Raw genomic sequence first — 16,248 nt, 5'->3', positions numbered from 1 at the left:
CACGACCTCTGCAGCCTTGGAACCAGCGGGCGTGCAGCACCATGCCGTCTTCGGCCGAAGAATGCCTGCGGGTTTGGGGGACGGGTCGACGGCCAGTGAGGTGCTGCGCAGTGATCAGGGTGCTGGTGGATCAACCGTCGACATGTGCCGAGGATAGGGCTTCGAGCAGAACCCGCTCCAAGGTGTCAAAAAAGCATTTGATGTGAGCTTGCTTCAAGGCCTGAGGCCGGGTCACCAAATAGATCTCCATATCTGGAAGCTGGAGATGCGGGAACAGCTCGACCAAATCGGTAGCCGCGATACGGGGCAGCACAGCCACCCCCATCCCTCGCCTCACCGACTGGAGCTGCACGGCGAAAGAGTTCACGCTGATCTGCGCGCGGTCCAGACCTGCGGCCTTTGCCGCTCGCATTTGCGGCAAAATATCCAGCGGGGGAAGCAAGGACACACTGACTGCCGTGGTAAGTGTCACGCCTGGAAATTGCTTCAGATAACCCGGGGCAGCAAAGATGCCGTAGGCGAGCCGGCCAATGGGTCGATAAATCAGTGACGGTTCCCCCAGATGGGCGGTGCGCACAGCAACATCTGCCACACCGCGGGCGATCTTGTGAAAGTCGGCTGCCACCGTTAGCTCCACGGAGCAACGCGGGTGCAGGGATGTAAAGCGCCTTATCGCCTCCAGAACGTAATCCGAGAACCCCTCCCCTGCACTGACCAACACACTGCCGGACAGCTCGGTAGGCTGCTGCGATGTGCCAGAAAGGGTTTGCCGCCTCAAGCCTGATTCTGCAGCGATAGCAACTTCCACCAGGGATTGCCCCCGGGACGTCAGCCGGCATCCTTCAACGCCGCGCTCGACAAGTGGCTCGCCCACTGCAATCTCAAGTTGGGTCAAGCGGCGTGACAATGTAGAAGCTGCGATACCGAGCAATTGTCCAGCCTGAAGAAAACTGCCACGTCGCGAGACGGCCAGCAGAAGGCGAAGATCATCCCAATTTGCGTGCAACGTCATACTGTCAGTCATTCCTGGCTTTGCGAATATGCAAAGCCATTATGCAGTGATTGCTGTTTTTCGAAAGCGTCCTCAAAGGTATATCTATAGCCCTTCGATACGAATGGACCGGATTTTATGACTATCACCCCCAACGTCTATGCGCAGCACGCCTCTGGCGCTTTCAAACGACCAGATCCAGAGGCGTTGCTTGCAGTGGTTGGCGACGATTGCATCCACCTCGATACCATGGGTCGGGTCGTCAATGACAAGGCCTTTTTCGACAGCGCCGTGTTGCTGCCGTTAACCGAACAGCGAGCGTGTTGAGCCATGCGCAGCGTATTTGTGACCGGAGCAACCGGCTTGCTGGGCAACAACCTGGTGCGTGAATTGGTCGCTCGCGGCTACACGGTCAAAGGCCTGGTCCGCTCAAAAGCCAAAGGTGAACAGCAGTTCAACAATCTGCCGGGGGTGGAACTGGTCGTTGGGGACATGGCCAAGGTCGACGCATTCGCAGCGTCGCTGCAAGGCTGCGATACGGTATTTCACACAGCCGCGTTCTTCCGCGATAACTACAAGGGCGGCAGCCACTGGAACGAACTCGAACAGATAAACGTGTCGGGTACGCGGCGCCTGCTTGAGCAGGCCTACCGGGCCGGCATACGACGGTTCATCCATACGTCTTCCATTGCTGTGCTCGACGGCGCACCTGGCACGTCCATCGAGGAGAACTGCCTGAGGGCCGACGCCGACGCAGATGACTACTACCGCAGCAAGATCCTCGCTGACCGTGTCGTATTGTCGTTCCTGGAGAGCCATCCCCAGATGCATGCCTGTATGGTCCTGCCTGGTTGGATGTGGGGGCCTGGCGACATTGGCCCAACCTCGTCGGGGCAATTGGTCAACGATGTGGTACAGGGCAAATTGCCCGGGTTGATCCCTGGCAGTTTTTCCATTGTCGATGCCCGCGATGTGGCATTGGCACAAATTGCCGCAGCCAGACATGGGCGCCGAGGTGAGCGCTATCTCGCGGCGGGCCGACATATGACAATGCGCGAACTGGTGCCTGTTTTAGGACGCATGGCGGGCGTCAAGACACCAGCCCGACAAATACCGCTGCCCTTTCTATACACCTTGGCGGCTGTGCAGGAGATCTATGCGCGCCTGACCGGCAGACCCATTCTGCTGAGCATGGCCACGTTGCGTCTACTGGTTCGAGAGCAGGACCGCACCCGTTTCGACCACCGCAAGAGTGAACAGGAGCTTGGACTGAGTTTCCGGGCACTAGAGCTGACAATCGCCGACACCGTGGCGTGGTACCGTGATCACGGCTGGTTTGAAAAAGGCAGCCTACTGTGAGCGGGGAAATAATCCTGATGCGCCACGGCCAGCCAAAACGAGTCGCAGCCATTGTTCGGTCATGGTTTCATGAATCGGATGATCTCCAAGCACCTGATGGCAGACGGATGGAAACGCCAAACGCGTACCGGCAGCCAGTATTGGAGTGCGACGGTCTATCGATATGCGGGTGTTGAAGCGTGAATCGCCCGGATTCCGAATACACATATTGCCGACAGTTATTGACCTGTAAGTCGGTGGTAAATGCACACGCCTTGATGGACAATCCGGCGCCTCAAGTAGTTATCGCCAAGGAACGGACATGGCACTGACCAGCAAGATTACCCCCTACGATCCCACATGGCCCGCCCGCTTCCTGACAGACAAGCCACTCATTGCCTCGGCATTCGACGCTGAACTGATTGCTATCCACCACGTTGGAAGCACGTCTGTCCCAGGGCTGGCGGCGAAGCCCGAACTCGATGTGCTCATTGAGGTTCACGCGCATCGCAATACCTCGACGCGGGACGAGGTGTTGATGGCTTTGGGGTATGTACGGGGAAGTGATCTGTCAGAGGGCCATCATTTCTACCGGCGCAATGTGGATGGGATTCGCACGCACAAGCTCCATGTTTGTACCCGCGACCACCTGACGATCACTCAGATGCTGGGGTTCAGAGATTTGCTTAGGCGCGATGCCTCGATCCGCCAACAGTATGAAACGCTGAAGCTTCAGTTGGAGTCGAGCAATACGGGTGGGATGGCTGAGTATCTAGAGAAAAAGGCGCCTTTCATTATCGCGGCGCTGCTTCATGCCGGTATAACCACGCGTGAATGATCGATTTTTCTGGCACACCCTTTCCTCCCGACAGTAGCGACGAAGTCACCACTTCGATTGCGGCCAGCTTGGCCGGCCGCCGGCCGCCTGGAACAAAGCCCCTCACATCAAGGAACGACTTTCATGATCACTTGCCATGTCCGCCTTTGGCAGTTGTTTGCGAAGGCCAGCCAAGGCTTGAAGCGGGCGTTTCTGGCGGGTAATTACTGATTGATAAAGCTCAGGAGACTATTCACTTATCAACTGGATAACCGTCTTGCCCCTGCCGCGACCTTCAGCGACCTGTCGGAAAGCGTCGTTGACCTCATCCAATGCAAACTGTTGCGGGTCCACCCGGATCGCCAGTTGCCCGGCATTGGCCAGAACAGCAGCCTCGCGCAGGATACTTCCATGGTGTTCGCGTCCCTTGCCGGTTAGCAGCGGTGCCAGGGTAAATACGCCCGAGTAGGTGGCACTTTTGAAGGATAAAGGCGCGAGACTGTGTTGGCCCCAACCGAGGCAGCTGAGTACGTGCCCGGTATAAGGCTTTACTGCCTTGAATGACGCGTCCAACGTGCTGCCGCCGACGGTGTCATAAACGATGTCGAAACCTTCCCCGGCCGTATATTGTTCGACATAGGCCTCTACACCCTGCGCCTGATAGTCAATCGCCGTGGCCCCCAGCGAGCGAATGAAGTCGAGATTGCCCGCCGAACCGGTGGCGTAGACTTCGGCACCGCGAGCCTTGGCCAATTGCACCGCAACTTGGCCGACGCCACCTGCGCCGCCATGAATCAGCACACGCTGACCACTACGAACATTGGCGCGATCTACCAAACCTTCCCAGGCGGTGATGAATACCAACGGCAGCGCGGCAGCCTCACGCATGCCGAGTGCATGCGGCTTTGATGCAATCAGCCTGGCATCCACGGCGATGTATTCGGCCAGGGTGCCTTGGGCGCCGCCGATTCCGCCGGCCATGCCGAAGACCTCCTGGCCAGGCGTGAAGCCATCAACTGCCTCGCCCAGTTCGACGACCGTACCGGCGAGATCCAGGCCGAGCACGGCCGGCAACTCCTGGCGGGCGTGAGCACCCGCACCGATTGCAATCTTGGTGTCGAGCGGGTTGACCCCGGCGGCGTGAATCCGCACCAAAACCTGCCCCTTACCGGGCACAGGGCGGGCGATGTGGCGCACGACCAGCGCGGTCTGGGCGGATTCGGCGATAGCGGCAAGCATGGTCTGATTCATGACGGGAACCTCTGAATGAGTGGACGCTTACAGGTTGCACCGTCTTCCTCATTCCGATAAGAAACTAAATTTGGATATTACTTATTCCTCAAAGAGGCCAAATAGCGATGGATCTGTTCGACAGCATGCGCATCTTCGTGCGCGTCGTGGAGCGTGGCTCGTTTTCCGCAGTGGCTCGGGAGCTGAACATGGGGCAGCCGGCAGTCAGCAAGCAGGTCCGTGCGTTGGAGCAGTACCTGGGCGGAGCCGTGTTCGCCCGCAGCACCCGGCACCTCGCCCTCACCGATCAAGGGCAACGCTTCTACAGCCACTGCCAGGAGATTCTCAGCCAGCTAGAGCATGCCACGCGCAGCTTCGCCAGCGGCCAGGAGCAGATCGCCGGCCCCCTGCGAATAGCCGCACCGGTCAGCTATGGGAGGCTGTGCATAGCGCCCCTGATCGGGGCTTTTCTACAGCGCCACCCCGATGTGCAGATTGACCTGCGCCTGAACGATTACAACGAAGACCTGCTCATGGAAAACATCGACCTGGCCATCCGCATTGGTGTGGTGAAGAGCGAGGGGCTGGTGGCCGTGCCCCTGGGTACCAGCACACGGCGAGTCTATGCTGCACCGGCCTATCTCGATCGCCATGGCCGGCCACGCGAGCCCGCCGAACTGGCAGGCCACAACTGCATCGCCTTCACCTTGCTTGAGCATTACGACCGCTGGCACTTCACCCATCGTGGCGAAGCACTTGAGGTTGCAATCAAAGGCAACGTCACCAGCAACAACAGCGAGGCCATTCGTGAAATGGTCCTCGGTGGCCTGGGCATCTCCCTGTCTCCCCAATGGCTGTTTGCTGCGGACTTCGAGCAGGGTGGCGTGTGTAGCCTGCTCGACGAATACCAGACGACCGCGCTGCCGGTCAGCGCCGTGTTCAGCCGTGAGCGGCGCCGCTCGGCAAGGACGATGGCGTTCATCGATTTTCTTCGGGAGAACGTGTAAGCCACCCCGATGAGGCGCAGGACCTTGCTCATTCCCTGGCGTGCAAGTCGGTCGACCAGGCGTCACACCGTTCCCTGCTGCAGCCATTGTTTCGGGCTCGCGCCCACCTTGCGGCGAAAGGTTCGGGCTAGCGCAGAAGGACTTTCGTAGCCGACCTCATCGGCGATCAGGGCAATGGGGCGCCCTTCGCGAAGGCGTTTTTGCGTCAGACTGATGCGCCAGTTCGCCAGGTAGTCCGCAGGCGTAATACCCACGATCTCGCGAAAGTGCGCGGCGAAGCTTGCCCGCGACATGCCCGAAAGATTCGCCAGTTCCGCCACGGACCAATTGCGCTGCGGCTCATCGTGGATCCCCACAAGCGCGCGAGACAGCTGAGCGTTGGCCAGACCCGCCATCATTCCCGAGGCGATGCTGCGGCTAGCGATGAGGTGGCGAAGCAGTTGAATGATCATCAGCTCGAACAAGCGATTGAGAATGACATCACGACCACACTCATCTCCAAAGGCTTCTTCGAACAGCCAGTCAAGGGTGCCATCAAGGCCTTGCAATTCGCCGAGGGGCTTGATGATGAAGTCCGGCAAAGCCAGGGTCAGCGGATTGTTGGCGCCGCCATCGAACTGCAGGGTGGCGCACACTAACTCCGCTTCATCGGCGGCGGTGGCCAGCAAGTGATGCTCCTGCGGGCGCACCGCCAGAATCAGGCTGGGTTCGGTCAACTCGATTCGCTGGCCACGCTTGTCCTTGAAGGCCAGACGCCCCGAGCGCAACAGATGGGCGTGGCCGACACTGTGCCCAAGGTGGGTGGTTCCACAGAACCCACCCTGGTGAAACGCGCTAGCGTGCAGGTTGAAGTGTTTAAGCAGGGTCGACAATCGGTCCATAGCGCACTCAGGTTTAGACGATCTGTTGCATAACTTCGACGATCTGAAGCCGAAAGAAAAGTCTGCCTCTCTAGTATGGACTCCACGCTTGATAGACAAGCCGGTTAATCAACCTATTGGAGAACGACCATGACTCGAATTACCGCTCTCTCGCTGGACCAGGCCCCTACTGGCTCGCGCGCAGCCCTCGAAGGCATTCAAAAAGGTCTCGGCTTCATTCCCAACGCATTCAGGACCCTGGCGCACGCTCCGTTCGCGCTCAATGGTTACCTGGGCCTCGCCCAAGCGTTGGGTAAAAGCTCGCTGAGCGCCGCCGAGCGTGAAGTCGTTGCCCTGGCCACTTCGGAAATCAACGGGTGCGACTACTGCCTGGCTGCACACACCTTCTTCGGCGGCAAGGCGGGTTTGAGCGATGAGGCCGTAAGCCAAGCCCGAGCCGGCACACTCAGCGCGGTTGCCGCACTGGCGCAGCAGATCACGGCAAGGCGCGGCCAGTTGAGTGACGAGCAGATCGCTGCCGCGCGTGAGGCAGGGCTTACTGATAGCAAGATCGTGGAGGTGGTGGCACAGGTCACGCTATTAACCCTGACCAACTACCTGAACAACATCGCCGCTACCGATATCGACTTTCCGCCATCGGCAAACTAGGAGGGTAACCGCCATGAGCCCTGTGACTATCTATACCACCCCGCACTGCCCATACTGCCTGAGCGCCAAGCGACTGCTGTCGAGCAAGGGCATCACCCCTGACGAAATCAACGTTGAAGCGTCACCCCTGCACCTGGTGGAAATGATGCAGCGATCCCAACGCCGAACCGTCCCACAGATATTTGTTGGCAAGGTGCATGTCGGCGGCTTCGATGACTTGGCCCGTCTTGACCGCAAGGGCCAGCCCGAAGCATTGCTTTACGCTTGAAGCGCAAAGTGCTCCGGCATGTGAGCCTATCCGGAGCACTATTCATGTTCACTCAATTGCCCATGCCATACGTACCCACCTGCACAACCGTTCTATCGCCCGCGCAACAGCACAGCGGCCCTTACCCGCTGCCTGCCGAAACTGCTCATGCGCTGAAATTCGGCATGGCTTACGGGCAGATGCTGGCAATCCAGGATGCGTTTCTGGCGGCTGTGATCCACATCAGGATCATGCAGGTACACGAATTCGTCATCGCAACCCGTGACCAGAATCCAGTGCGGGGCCTTCAGACGGGTGAAACGGTAGCTGCTAATCAGCACCACCGGCCTGAACCCGGCTTGCAACGCTGAACGCACATCAAGGCCGGGCGCCAGCACCTGATGCACGTCGGTTTCGGCCAACGCCCCGGCAAAGCCGTCCTCGACCAATTGCATTACGTCTTTTTTCTGAGCACTGCGCACCCCATCGAGGAACAGCGATCCAGGCTGGCTGACCACCATGCACACCTCGAACCCGCGGCGCCAGGCCGCCAGTGCAAGCCCCTGCGGGCTGCAACCGCCGTGCCCTGCCGTCATGAAGATGGTGGTTGCTTCTCGCCACAGTTGAATTTCCTCGCTGCGGTGCATGGCCCGCCCCCGTTCGACCGCAGCCATGGCCATCAAAAGGCAGGCCGCTCCGCAGGTGAACTCGGTCGTTTGCGCGTAGTACGGCACTTGCCGTGCAGGGGGCGGAGCACTGCGCAGGATACGCTTCTCGAAACGCAGCGCCTGGCTGTGGTCTTCGTAGTAGTTCTCAACCACGGCGAAGCGTTGATAGCCATTGCTTTCGTACAAGCTGATGGCCGCAGGGTTGTCCGCGCGCACCTCCAGGCGCAGCCAGGCGCAATTACGCTCAAGCGCACTTGCCTGGGCCTGCTCCAGCAGCTGCTGGCCCAACCCATGGCCGCGCCAGGCCGGGCTTACGGCAATTGAATACAGACGGGCAAGTGACGTGCCGCGATGGAACAGCAGCAGCGCGTAGCCCGCCAGATGCCCCTGTTGTTCAGCGACAATAAGGCAGGCATTGGCGCGTCGCACCATCCAGTTGAAATTACGCGGGCTCAGGCGGTCGAGGGTGAAACAGTCCTGCTCCAGGGCAACCAGCGCATCGATATCGGCCACCGATGCAAAGCGAAAATCAAAAGCCATGGCAACACCGTAATGTTTGAGTAACGAACCGGGACAGGTCGGGAAACCCGTGATTTATTGAAGGGGCGTCTTCTTCAACAGGGATCGAATACTCATGTCAGCGGTGCAAGCCAACGTGGCCGAAGTATTGGCCAAAACCGAAGTTTCCACAATAACCCTCTCCGAGGAGCCACCCAGTAAGCGGAGCGCCGGTAACCGCTTGTTGATCGTGGTGGAGCGCAAGGAAGACTGGGCCAGCTATTTTCCCAGCGAGAGCCTGATGCTGGCCCAGGATTACTTTGAACACAGCGACGACGTCGCGAGGCGTACGCAGGTAATCAACCTGTGCCGCAGCTACAAGTATCTGGGGCAAGGCTACTACTGCTCGCTGCTCGCCGAGGCACGGGGCCACAAGGTGTTCCCGTCGGTGCGAACCATCAGCGAGCTTACTCGCAAGGCGCTCTATGGCGTGGGGCTGGATGACCTGGAACGCACGCTGGAGCGAGCCCTGGCCGATCACCCCTATGGCAGCACCGAGGCCTTCACCCTCACCTTGTATTTCGGACGGACCGCCATTGAGCCCCTTCAGGATATCGGTCGACAGCTGTTCGAGTCGTTCCCCTGCCCTGTCTTGCTGGTGGAGTTTCGCAGGCGTGATACCTGGCAGATCGACGGGATCAAGGCCGGCGCGCTGCACAAACTGCGGGATGAGCAGCAGCACTTGTTTGCCGACGCGCTGGATGCCTTCAACCGCCGGACGTGGCGCCAGCCCGCCTCCAAACGCCTGGCCCGGTTCGACCTGGCGATTCTGCATGACCCGGCCGAGGCGCTGCCGCCGTCCAATCCTGAGGCGCTGGAGCAATTCATCGAAAACGGTAAACAGCTGGGCATCGATGTAGAGCTGATCGAAAAGAAGGACTATGCACGCCTGGCCGAATTTGACGCCTTGTTCATTCGGGAGACCACGCGGGTGGACGACCATACCTACCGTTTTGCCAAAAAGGCCGAAAGCGAAGGCCTGGTGGTGATCGACGACCCCTCCTCCATCCTGCGCTGCACCAACAAGGTGTACCTCGCCGATCTGCTCAAACGCCACAACCTCGGCGCGCCGGCCACGGAGATCCTGTACAAGGACCGCCCGCAGGAACTCGAGCTTGTGGGCCGGCGCCTCGGTTTTCCGCTGGTGTTGAAGATTCCCGACGGCTGCTTCTCGAAAGGCGTGATCAAGGTCGCCGACGCCCAGGCACTGGCCTCGGCGGCACAGGAGTTGTTCGAACATTCGGTACTGTTGCTGGCCCAGGAGTACTGCTACACCGAATACGACTGGCGTATTGGCGTACTCAACGGTGAGGCGCTGTACGCCTGCCAGTACTTCATGTCCAAGGGCCACTGGCAAATCTACAACCACAAGGCCCAGGCCGGCGAAGTCAACGGCCTGTGCCGCGCGGTCCCGGTGGAACAGGCACCGCCCGAAGTCGTAAAGCTGGCCGTCGACACTGCCAGGCTGATCGGGCACGGGCTGTACGGTGTGGACCTGAAGCAGACCGGCGACCGCGTACTGGTGATCGAAGTCAACGACAACCCCAACCTTGATGCTGGCACCGAAGACGCCGTGCTGGGTAACGCGCTTTACCAGCGAGTGCTGCAGGCTTTCGTGCAGCGGCTTGAGCGTAAACACCTCGGCCAGGCCTGGTAAACGATGATCGAATACTACCTCGCCGTAGACGGTGCTCTCCTTGAAGCCCCCGAGGAACGAGCCAGCGTCTGGTTGTGTGTCGCGCCGGACGCAGCGGAGCAATCCCGGTTGTGCGAGTGCCTGGGGGTCAGTGCCCAGTCGCTGGAGTCCTCCCTGGACCCGGATGAAGTGGCGCGTATCGAGATCAAGCCCGATCACCTGTTCCTGATCTGGAAGCGCCCGGAAAGCTTTGATGGCCGGGTATTCAATGTCTCGTCATTCGGCGTTGTACTCAGCGAAAAGCGCCTGGTGGTGATCTGCGCCGCCAACTCGCTACTCGCCGGGGTAGACCGGCAGGCCGGCATGAGTACCCCACTGGATGTGCTGATGGCGATGCTGGCTGAGAGCGTGCATCACTACCTGGGCCACCTGCGGGTGGTAAAGCGGGTGGCCCGTGAAATCCAGCTGCAGTTCGATCGGTCCATGGACAACCAGCACCTGGTGCAGATGTACAGCCTGAGCGAAAGCCTGGTGTATTACGTCAACGCCATTCAAAGCAATGGCGCCGTGCTAGCCCTGCTGCGCAGCCATGGCCAGAAACACGGCTTCGGGCCCGAACAACTGGAAGTGCTGAATGACCTGATCATCGAAAACGAGCAAAGCTACCAGCAGGCGAAGATCCATGCCCAAGTCTTCACCAACCTGATCGAGGCCCGCGGCAACCTGGCCAACAACGGCATGAACCACGCGCTGCGCAACCTGACCATGATCAATGTGGTGTTCCTGCCCTTGAACCTGCTCGCCAGCATCGGCGGCATGTCGGAGTTCAGCATGATGACCGCCGGCCTGCCCTGGTGGTTGACGTTCCCCACGCTGCTGCTGGCCATGGCGGTACTTGGCGGGGCCATGGCCGTGGCTTTACGGCGTATGGCATGACCCGCCGTGCCAAGAAATAGTGTCAACCTGTACCCATCAACCCGCAGGACGAGACCATGGAAAATTCGGACATCGGATTATTTATGCTGGCGCTGATTGCAATTACGGGCACCCTGATAAGTCTGTTTGAACACCGCGCCGTACGCTCAGAAAAACCCAGCATCAAGCAGCCGGCAACCAAAGTTCAGCGGCGTCCTTGAAAGTGAAATGGCGACCCACTCGCAAACTGGCGCCAACGTCCTCGAGAACAGCCATCCACATCGGTCGAGGTAACAGTGCCCCAGGGCGGGTCGCATTGCCTGGTCTGCCTCAGGGACAGGGCGCAACGGCAGATGACACCGGGTCAAGGAAGATCAGTTGCAAGGGCTCCGCCAACAGCTGTTCGGCCTGCTCGGCAAACCGCTGGAAGTGAGCGGTGGTCAGGTGCGCGTCCAGGGCCTGCTGATGGTCGAACGCCTCGCGCATGTAGAACGTCCCAGGCTCGTCGCTGCGTTCGAACAACATGTAGTCGCGGTTGCCGGGCTCCGCCCGAGTCGGTTCGATCAACGCCAGCAAGGCCGCTTTGAGCGTTGGTGCCTGGCCTGGTTTGGCCGTGAGGATGGCGAGGGAAACGAGGGGGTAATCTTGTCGGTTCACATCAAGCTCCTGGTCAGTTGCAAAGAGCAGGCACGATAGTGCCTGCTTCAATGTGTGCATGCGTTTCACCGGGCGTAGCGCCGGGAATGTGCGCGGCGCAGAGAAACACGGTTCGTTCAAGCATGCAGGCTCCTGGCAGACCGGATCGACCGGTCCGCCGTTGTCTGTCAAACAGGTTTCAGAAGCCTTCCAGTACAATCTTGCCGCGCGCCTTGCCACTCTCGACCAGCGCATGGGCACGGCGCATGTTGGCGGCATTGATGGCGCCGAAATGCTCGCCCAGGGTGGTACGCAGGATGCCTTGGTCGATCAGCCCGGCCACGCGCTCGAGCAGTTCGTGCTGGCGCACCATGTCGTCGGTTTCGTAAAGCGAGCGGGTGAACATCAGCTCCCAGTGCAGCGACAGCGACTTGCGCTTGAGCGGCATGACGTCCAGGGTCTGCGGGTCGTCGATCACGCCCAGGCGACCTTGTGGTCGCAGCACTTCAACCAGTTGCGCAAAGTGCTGATCAGTATGGGTAAGGCTGGCGACATGGCTGACTGACTCGATCCCCAAGGCCTGCAACTGCCCTTGCAGCGGCGCACTGTGATCGATGACGTGATGGGCGCCCAGTTCGCGTACCCAGTTGCTGGTCTCGGCACGGGAAGCCGTGCCGATAATCGTCAGGCGGGTCAGTTGCCGGGCCAACTGCACCAGCATCGAACCGACGCCGCCGGCCGCGCCAACGATCAGCAGGGCATCGCCCTCCCCGCCGCCCTCCGCGATACCCAGGCGATCGAACAGCAGTTCCCAGGCGGTGATGGCCGTCAGCGGCAGCGCGGCTGCCTGTGCTGCACCCAGGCTACACGGTTGATGCCCGACGATACGTTCGTCAACCAGGTGATATTCACTGTAGCTGCCGGGCCTGGCGATGGAGCCGGCGTAGTACACCCGGTCTCCGGGCTTGAACAGGGTCACCTGGGCCCCGACTTCGCGGACGATACCGGCCGCGTCCCAGCCGAGTATTTTCGGCTCACGCGTGAAAGTGCTGGCGCGCACCTTGGTGTCGACGGGGTTGACCGACACGGCGTTGACCTCGACCAGAAGGTCCCTGGGCCCAGGGCTGGGCTTGGGCATGAAGATGTCCTGGAGAGACGCAGGGTCTTCGATAGGCAAGCCTTTGTGGATGAAACTGATCGCTTTCATAGGCACTCGCTGCTGAATGTGGTTTGATTTGGCATTCAGTCTGGCGTGCCAGACGCCCGGGAAAAACGGGCCCTGCCCGTCAACACTTTCATTGCAGGAGTGATAATGATCCGTCTCGACGACCTGGGCATCTTCGTTCGCAGCGCCGCGCTGGGCAGCTTTACCGCGGCGGCCCACGAGGCCGACCTGCTACCCGGCCAGGCGGCCGAAGCAGTCAAGCGCCTGGAGCGAGAGCTGGATGTGCGATTGTTTGCCCGCACCACGCGCAGCTTGCGCCTCACAGCCGAAGGCGAGCAGTACCTACCCTCGGCCCTGATCGCCTTGGAAGCCCTCAGGCACGGGCGCGACAACCTGCGTCAGGAAAGCGCCCAGCTCAGCGGAACGTTGCAGGTGGCCGCGCCCTCCGATTTGGGACGCAACGTGCTGCTGCCCTGGCTCACGGCGTTTCGCCGAGAGCATCCACAGTTGAACCTGCGCTTCTTTCTCTCCGACCAGATTGCCGATCTGTTCCGCGATCCGGTGGATATCGCCATCCGCTATGGCCTGAACGCCGACGCCAACTATGTAGCCCTGCCACTGGCACCTTGGAACCGCAAGGTGCTGGTGGCCTCGCCCGAGTACCTCGCGCGGCAAGGCACCGTGCAAGCCCCCGAAGATCTGCTCGAACACCAGTGCCTGCTGTACATGCAGCAGGGGCGGGTTTACGACAAGTGGCAACTGGGAACGCAGACTGTCCAGGTGCGTGGCGCCCTGCTCTGCGACGACGCCGATATCGCCCGGCGCTGGGCCGTGGCCGGCGAAGGGATAACCTACAAGTCCTGGCTGGATGTGAGCGACGATGTGCTGGCGGGAAGACTTGTCGTGCTCTTGCAGGATCACCCCGGGCCCGCCATGCCCCTGAGCCTGGTGTGCCCGCACCGCAAGCAGTTGTCTCCTGCGGTGAGGCAGCTGCATGCCTGGTTGTCCAGCCGCTTTGCCGAACTGGAGCGCGACTGAGCAGCCGGGAAGCCAGCCACCCTGATCGAACGCATGCCGGCGCCCCGCTCGCGCGCAATCGAACAATTTAAAGAGATGCTTGACCAGGGAGAACGATCGTTCTACTCTAACTACATGGATAAGCCAATGACCGATACACGCGAAAAAATCCTGGCGACTGCCGAGAAGCTGATTTACGAAAACGGGATTCACGCCACGGGCATGGACCTCTTGGTAAAGACGTCGGGCGTCGCCCGTAAAAGTATTTATCGCTATTTTGCGAATAAAGACGACGTAGCAGCGGCGGCACTCAATGCACGCGATATACGTTGGATGACGTGGTTCAGAAGTGAATGCGAAAAAGCGCAAACGCCAGAAGCACGCATCCTTGGCATTTTTGATGCCCTCAAAAGTTGGTTCGAGTCAGACGGTTTTCGCGGATGTGCTTTTATCAACACAGCCGGAGAGGTGGGTGACGCAGACGATCCTGTTCGACAGATCGCAAAACTGCATAAACAAAAGCTACTGGACTACACGCTAGAACTGACCAGCGAATTAGGTGTTAACGATCCAACTGGCTTGGCCAAGCAACTTCTTTTGATTATAGAGGGCACGATAACCGTGGCCCACGTCATGGGTGATCACACCGCGCTCGACAGTGCACGAGAAATCACAAAGGTCTTGCTCAAAGACGTGCAGCGCGCAAGCGCTTAAAGTTAAAGAAATACCCACTCAACTGAACCATCCAAAAGATTGGAGGCACCACCATGTCCAACGAACACGCTCGTCCGCCACTTCCTCCTTTCACTCGCGAATCGGCGATTGAAAAGGTCCGACTCGCTGAGGATGGTTGGAATACCCGCGAACCCGATAAGATTGCCCTGGCCTATACGGTGGACACCCAATGGCGTAACCGTGCCGAGTTTGCAAACAACCGTGAAGAAGCTCGGGACTTCCTTACCCGCAAGTGGAAGAAAGAACTGGACTACCGCTTGATCAAAGAGCTCTGGGCCTTCACAGACAACCGCATCGCCGTCCGTTACGCCTACGAGTGGCACGACGATTCGGGCAACTGGTTCCGCTCCTACGGCAACGAAAACTGGGAGTTTGAAGCCGATGGCTTGATGCACCGCCGTTTCGCCTGCATCAACGACATGCCCATCAAGGAAAGCGAGCGCAAGTTCCACTGGCCACTGGGTCGCCGTCCGGATGATCACCCAGGGCTGACCGAACTGGGCCTGTAAGTCAGGTTAAACCTGATCCTTTACATTGGGGATCAGGTTTTTTGTTTGAGGAGCGCAGAGCATGGCCAACCGCAGGTTTCAATCCTCACCCCCTACTGCGCCGTAACAACGAATGCGGCGCCACTCCAAACGCCTTGCGAAACGCATGGCTAAAATGCGAAAAGTCGGAAAAACCAAACTCCAACGCCGCCTGCGAAACACTCCTTACCTGCCCACACTCAATCGCTGCGCGGCTAGCGTTCAGCCGTTCCTTCCAGATCTCGGCAACCGGTGACTTCTGATGCCGGGCAAACGCACGTGTCACCGTCCTTGTCGACACGTGATGTGCCAGGGCAATCGACTCGATCGACAGCTCCGGCTCAGTCAAATGGCGTTGAATGTAGTTCATGATTCGCCCATAAAGATCCAGTTCTCGATGGGTAGTATTCAGGTCCTGCAACTCAAGGCTGAGCACCAGCAGGTCGACGATGGTGTTGGAGTACCGCCGAGAGACGCCTTCGTCCTGCAGCAACGGCGCATAACTGGCCGCTTGGCCAATCATCTGCCGCAGCGGGATCACTCCGGGGCGCCCCTCTTCCAGCACCAGCGCGGTGATGTCAGCGATGTGCGGGACGCGCTGTGCGAGCAGCGGCCGGGGGATGCGGATAAGGTGGTTTTCGGTACCACCCAGGCTGAATCGAAACGGTTGGGTTGCGTCGTAAAGAAACACATTGCCGGCCGTGAGCCTGGCCTTGCGGTTGTGTTGTTCAATTTCGCCGTAACCGTCCAGGGTGACTCCCAACCATATATCTTCGGCGGGGTCGCTGCGCAGGTGTTGCTCGGAGCGCACCCAGTGGTGCAGCGGCGACGACAGCGTCGTGACATCCAACGGGCCGATGCCGTTGACCTGCAGCGCCCCCTCGAAGTTGCTCTGCGAGGAGGGTTTGCTGTCTGCCGACAAACAATGGCGGCAGACCACCTCCCGCCAGTAATCAAAGCGACGGGATGGCGAAACGGCAAGGGTCGAATAGTGGTTGGTCTCAGCCATGATGGCGCTCACCTTCATGTGGCATATCGAAAAAGGGGCACTGTTACAGAAGTTCGCGTAGGCAATATTCACGCCAGCGGTATTCGCTGGTCCATGCTGCGGCCATCTCAGCCTTCGTCCTTATAGCGCCAACAGGCGCTTTCTAAAACCTCCCATATCGCTCCCCATTTCGGGGCAAAAATGCTGCTTTTCCCTCGACGCTGCACCATCGCGGCTCATCCTC

Annotated in this window: 19 protein-coding genes and 1 pseudogene; 13 read left to right on the top strand and 7 right to left on the bottom strand. The window is 59.6% G+C overall.

What is annotated here, in order from left to right:
* Positions 1-130: 130 nt before the first annotated feature.
* Complete coding sequence (locus QYE47_RS10955; RefSeq protein WP_070383896.1) at positions 131-1,012, bottom strand: LysR family transcriptional regulator; 882 nt, start codon at positions 1,010-1,012, stop codon at positions 131-133.
* Between the two features lie 117 nt (positions 1,013-1,129).
* Here QYE47_RS10955 and QYE47_RS10950 point away from each other — a divergent pair, with 117 nt between their 5' ends.
* The 4 genes and pseudogenes from QYE47_RS10950 to QYE47_RS10935 all read left to right on the top strand — a co-directional run bounded on the left by QYE47_RS10950 (position 1,130) and on the right by QYE47_RS10935 (position 3,167).
* Positions 1,130-1,318, top strand: coding sequence for a hypothetical protein (locus QYE47_RS10950; protein WP_019438506.1), 189 nt, complete (start codon positions 1,130-1,132; stop codon positions 1,316-1,318).
* A 3-nt stretch (positions 1,319-1,321) separates the two neighbouring features.
* Positions 1,322-2,350, top strand: a complete 1,029-nt coding sequence (locus tag QYE47_RS10945) for an SDR family oxidoreductase (protein ID WP_070383895.1) — start codon at positions 1,322-1,324, stop codon at positions 2,348-2,350.
* A 51-nt stretch (positions 2,351-2,401) separates the two neighbouring features.
* A pseudogene (locus QYE47_RS10940) lies at positions 2,402-2,533 on the top strand (histidine phosphatase family protein); the annotation flags it as partial.
* Between the two features lie 118 nt (positions 2,534-2,651).
* Positions 2,652-3,167, top strand: coding sequence for a GrpB family protein (locus tag QYE47_RS10935; protein WP_019438508.1), 516 nt, complete (start codon positions 2,652-2,654; stop codon positions 3,165-3,167).
* 228 nt (positions 3,168-3,395) lie between these two features.
* Here QYE47_RS10935 and QYE47_RS10930 read toward each other — a convergent pair whose 3' ends face one another.
* On the bottom strand, positions 3,396-4,397 hold the full coding sequence (locus QYE47_RS10930) for a zinc-dependent alcohol dehydrogenase family protein (RefSeq protein ID WP_070383894.1): 1,002 nt from the start codon (positions 4,395-4,397) through the stop codon (positions 3,396-3,398).
* A gap of 107 nt (positions 4,398-4,504) precedes the next feature.
* Between QYE47_RS10930 and QYE47_RS10925 the strand changes: the two genes are divergently transcribed.
* Positions 4,505-5,383: a LysR family transcriptional regulator gene (locus QYE47_RS10925; protein ID WP_070383893.1), complete on the top strand. Its 879-nt coding sequence runs from the start codon at positions 4,505-4,507 to the stop codon at positions 5,381-5,383.
* Between the two features lie 62 nt (positions 5,384-5,445).
* On the opposite strand, the gene QYE47_RS10920 is transcribed toward QYE47_RS10925, so the two are convergent.
* Positions 5,446-6,264 (bottom strand): AraC family transcriptional regulator, encoded by an 819-nt coding sequence (locus QYE47_RS10920; RefSeq protein WP_070383892.1) that lies wholly within the window; start codon positions 6,262-6,264, stop codon positions 5,446-5,448.
* A gap of 129 nt (positions 6,265-6,393) precedes the next feature.
* Here QYE47_RS10920 and QYE47_RS10915 point away from each other — a divergent pair, with 129 nt between their 5' ends.
* Both QYE47_RS10915 and grxC read left to right on the top strand, forming a co-directional pair.
* A complete protein-coding gene (locus tag QYE47_RS10915) occupies positions 6,394-6,912 on the top strand; it encodes a carboxymuconolactone decarboxylase family protein (RefSeq protein WP_070383891.1) in 519 nt (172 codons plus the stop codon).
* A gap of 13 nt (positions 6,913-6,925) precedes the next feature.
* On the top strand, positions 6,926-7,180 hold the full coding sequence (grxC, locus tag QYE47_RS10910; protein WP_070383890.1) for a glutaredoxin 3: 255 nt from the start codon (positions 6,926-6,928) through the stop codon (positions 7,178-7,180).
* Between the two features lie 92 nt (positions 7,181-7,272).
* On the opposite strand, the gene QYE47_RS10905 is transcribed toward grxC, so the two are convergent.
* Positions 7,273-8,367 carry a GNAT family N-acetyltransferase/peptidase C39 family protein gene (locus QYE47_RS10905; protein WP_019438514.1) on the bottom strand — a complete coding sequence of 365 codons (1,095 nt, stop codon included), beginning with the start codon at positions 8,365-8,367 and terminating at the stop codon, positions 7,273-7,275.
* A 94-nt stretch (positions 8,368-8,461) separates the two neighbouring features.
* Here QYE47_RS10905 and QYE47_RS10900 point away from each other — a divergent pair, with 94 nt between their 5' ends.
* From QYE47_RS10900 to QYE47_RS10890, 3 genes are read left to right on the top strand one after another with little or no spacing between them, the layout of a single operon-like run.
* Positions 8,462-10,042 (top strand): RimK family alpha-L-glutamate ligase, encoded by a 1,581-nt coding sequence (locus tag QYE47_RS10900; RefSeq protein WP_014591129.1) that lies wholly within the window; start codon positions 8,462-8,464, stop codon positions 10,040-10,042.
* 3 nt (positions 10,043-10,045) lie between these two features.
* Entirely contained in the window at positions 10,046-10,957 is a 912-nt protein-coding gene (locus tag QYE47_RS10895) for a magnesium transporter CorA family protein (protein ID WP_070383889.1), read from the top strand.
* Positions 10,958-11,013: 56 nt separating this feature from the next.
* A complete protein-coding gene (locus QYE47_RS10890) occupies positions 11,014-11,157 on the top strand; it encodes a hypothetical protein (RefSeq protein ID WP_020190204.1) in 144 nt (47 codons plus the stop codon).
* Between the two features lie 109 nt (positions 11,158-11,266).
* On the opposite strand, the gene QYE47_RS10885 is transcribed toward QYE47_RS10890, so the two are convergent.
* Positions 11,267-11,653, bottom strand: a complete 387-nt coding sequence (locus tag QYE47_RS10885; RefSeq protein WP_081343604.1) for a putative quinol monooxygenase — start codon at positions 11,651-11,653, stop codon at positions 11,267-11,269.
* Between the two features lie 118 nt (positions 11,654-11,771).
* Complete coding sequence (locus QYE47_RS10880; protein ID WP_070383888.1) at positions 11,772-12,779, bottom strand: zinc-binding alcohol dehydrogenase family protein; 1,008 nt, start codon at positions 12,777-12,779, stop codon at positions 11,772-11,774.
* A gap of 105 nt (positions 12,780-12,884) precedes the next feature.
* Between QYE47_RS10880 and QYE47_RS10875 the strand changes: the two genes are divergently transcribed.
* From QYE47_RS10875 to QYE47_RS10865, 3 genes are all read left to right on the top strand, one after another.
* A complete protein-coding gene (locus tag QYE47_RS10875; RefSeq protein WP_070383887.1) occupies positions 12,885-13,775 on the top strand; it encodes a LysR family transcriptional regulator in 891 nt (296 codons plus the stop codon).
* A 126-nt stretch (positions 13,776-13,901) separates the two neighbouring features.
* A complete protein-coding gene (locus QYE47_RS10870) occupies positions 13,902-14,468 on the top strand; it encodes a TetR/AcrR family transcriptional regulator (protein WP_076403846.1) in 567 nt (188 codons plus the stop codon).
* A 53-nt stretch (positions 14,469-14,521) separates the two neighbouring features.
* Complete coding sequence (locus QYE47_RS10865) at positions 14,522-14,998, top strand: nuclear transport factor 2 family protein (RefSeq protein ID WP_014591134.1); 477 nt, start codon at positions 14,522-14,524, stop codon at positions 14,996-14,998.
* A gap of 85 nt (positions 14,999-15,083) precedes the next feature.
* On the opposite strand, the gene QYE47_RS10860 is transcribed toward QYE47_RS10865, so the two are convergent.
* Positions 15,084-16,025, bottom strand: coding sequence for a helix-turn-helix domain-containing protein (locus tag QYE47_RS10860; RefSeq protein WP_014591135.1), 942 nt, complete (start codon positions 16,023-16,025; stop codon positions 15,084-15,086).
* Between the last annotated feature and the right edge of the window lie 223 nt (positions 16,026-16,248).

Origin of the sequence: Pseudomonas sp. 2,4-D (assembly GCF_030418155.1) — a bacterium.
In the GTDB taxonomy this organism is placed as follows: Bacteria; Pseudomonadota; Gammaproteobacteria; order Pseudomonadales; family Pseudomonadaceae; genus Aquipseudomonas; species Aquipseudomonas alloputida.
Note: the sequence above shows the minus strand (reverse complement) of the source record. Positions and strands in the feature narration are given on the sequence as shown.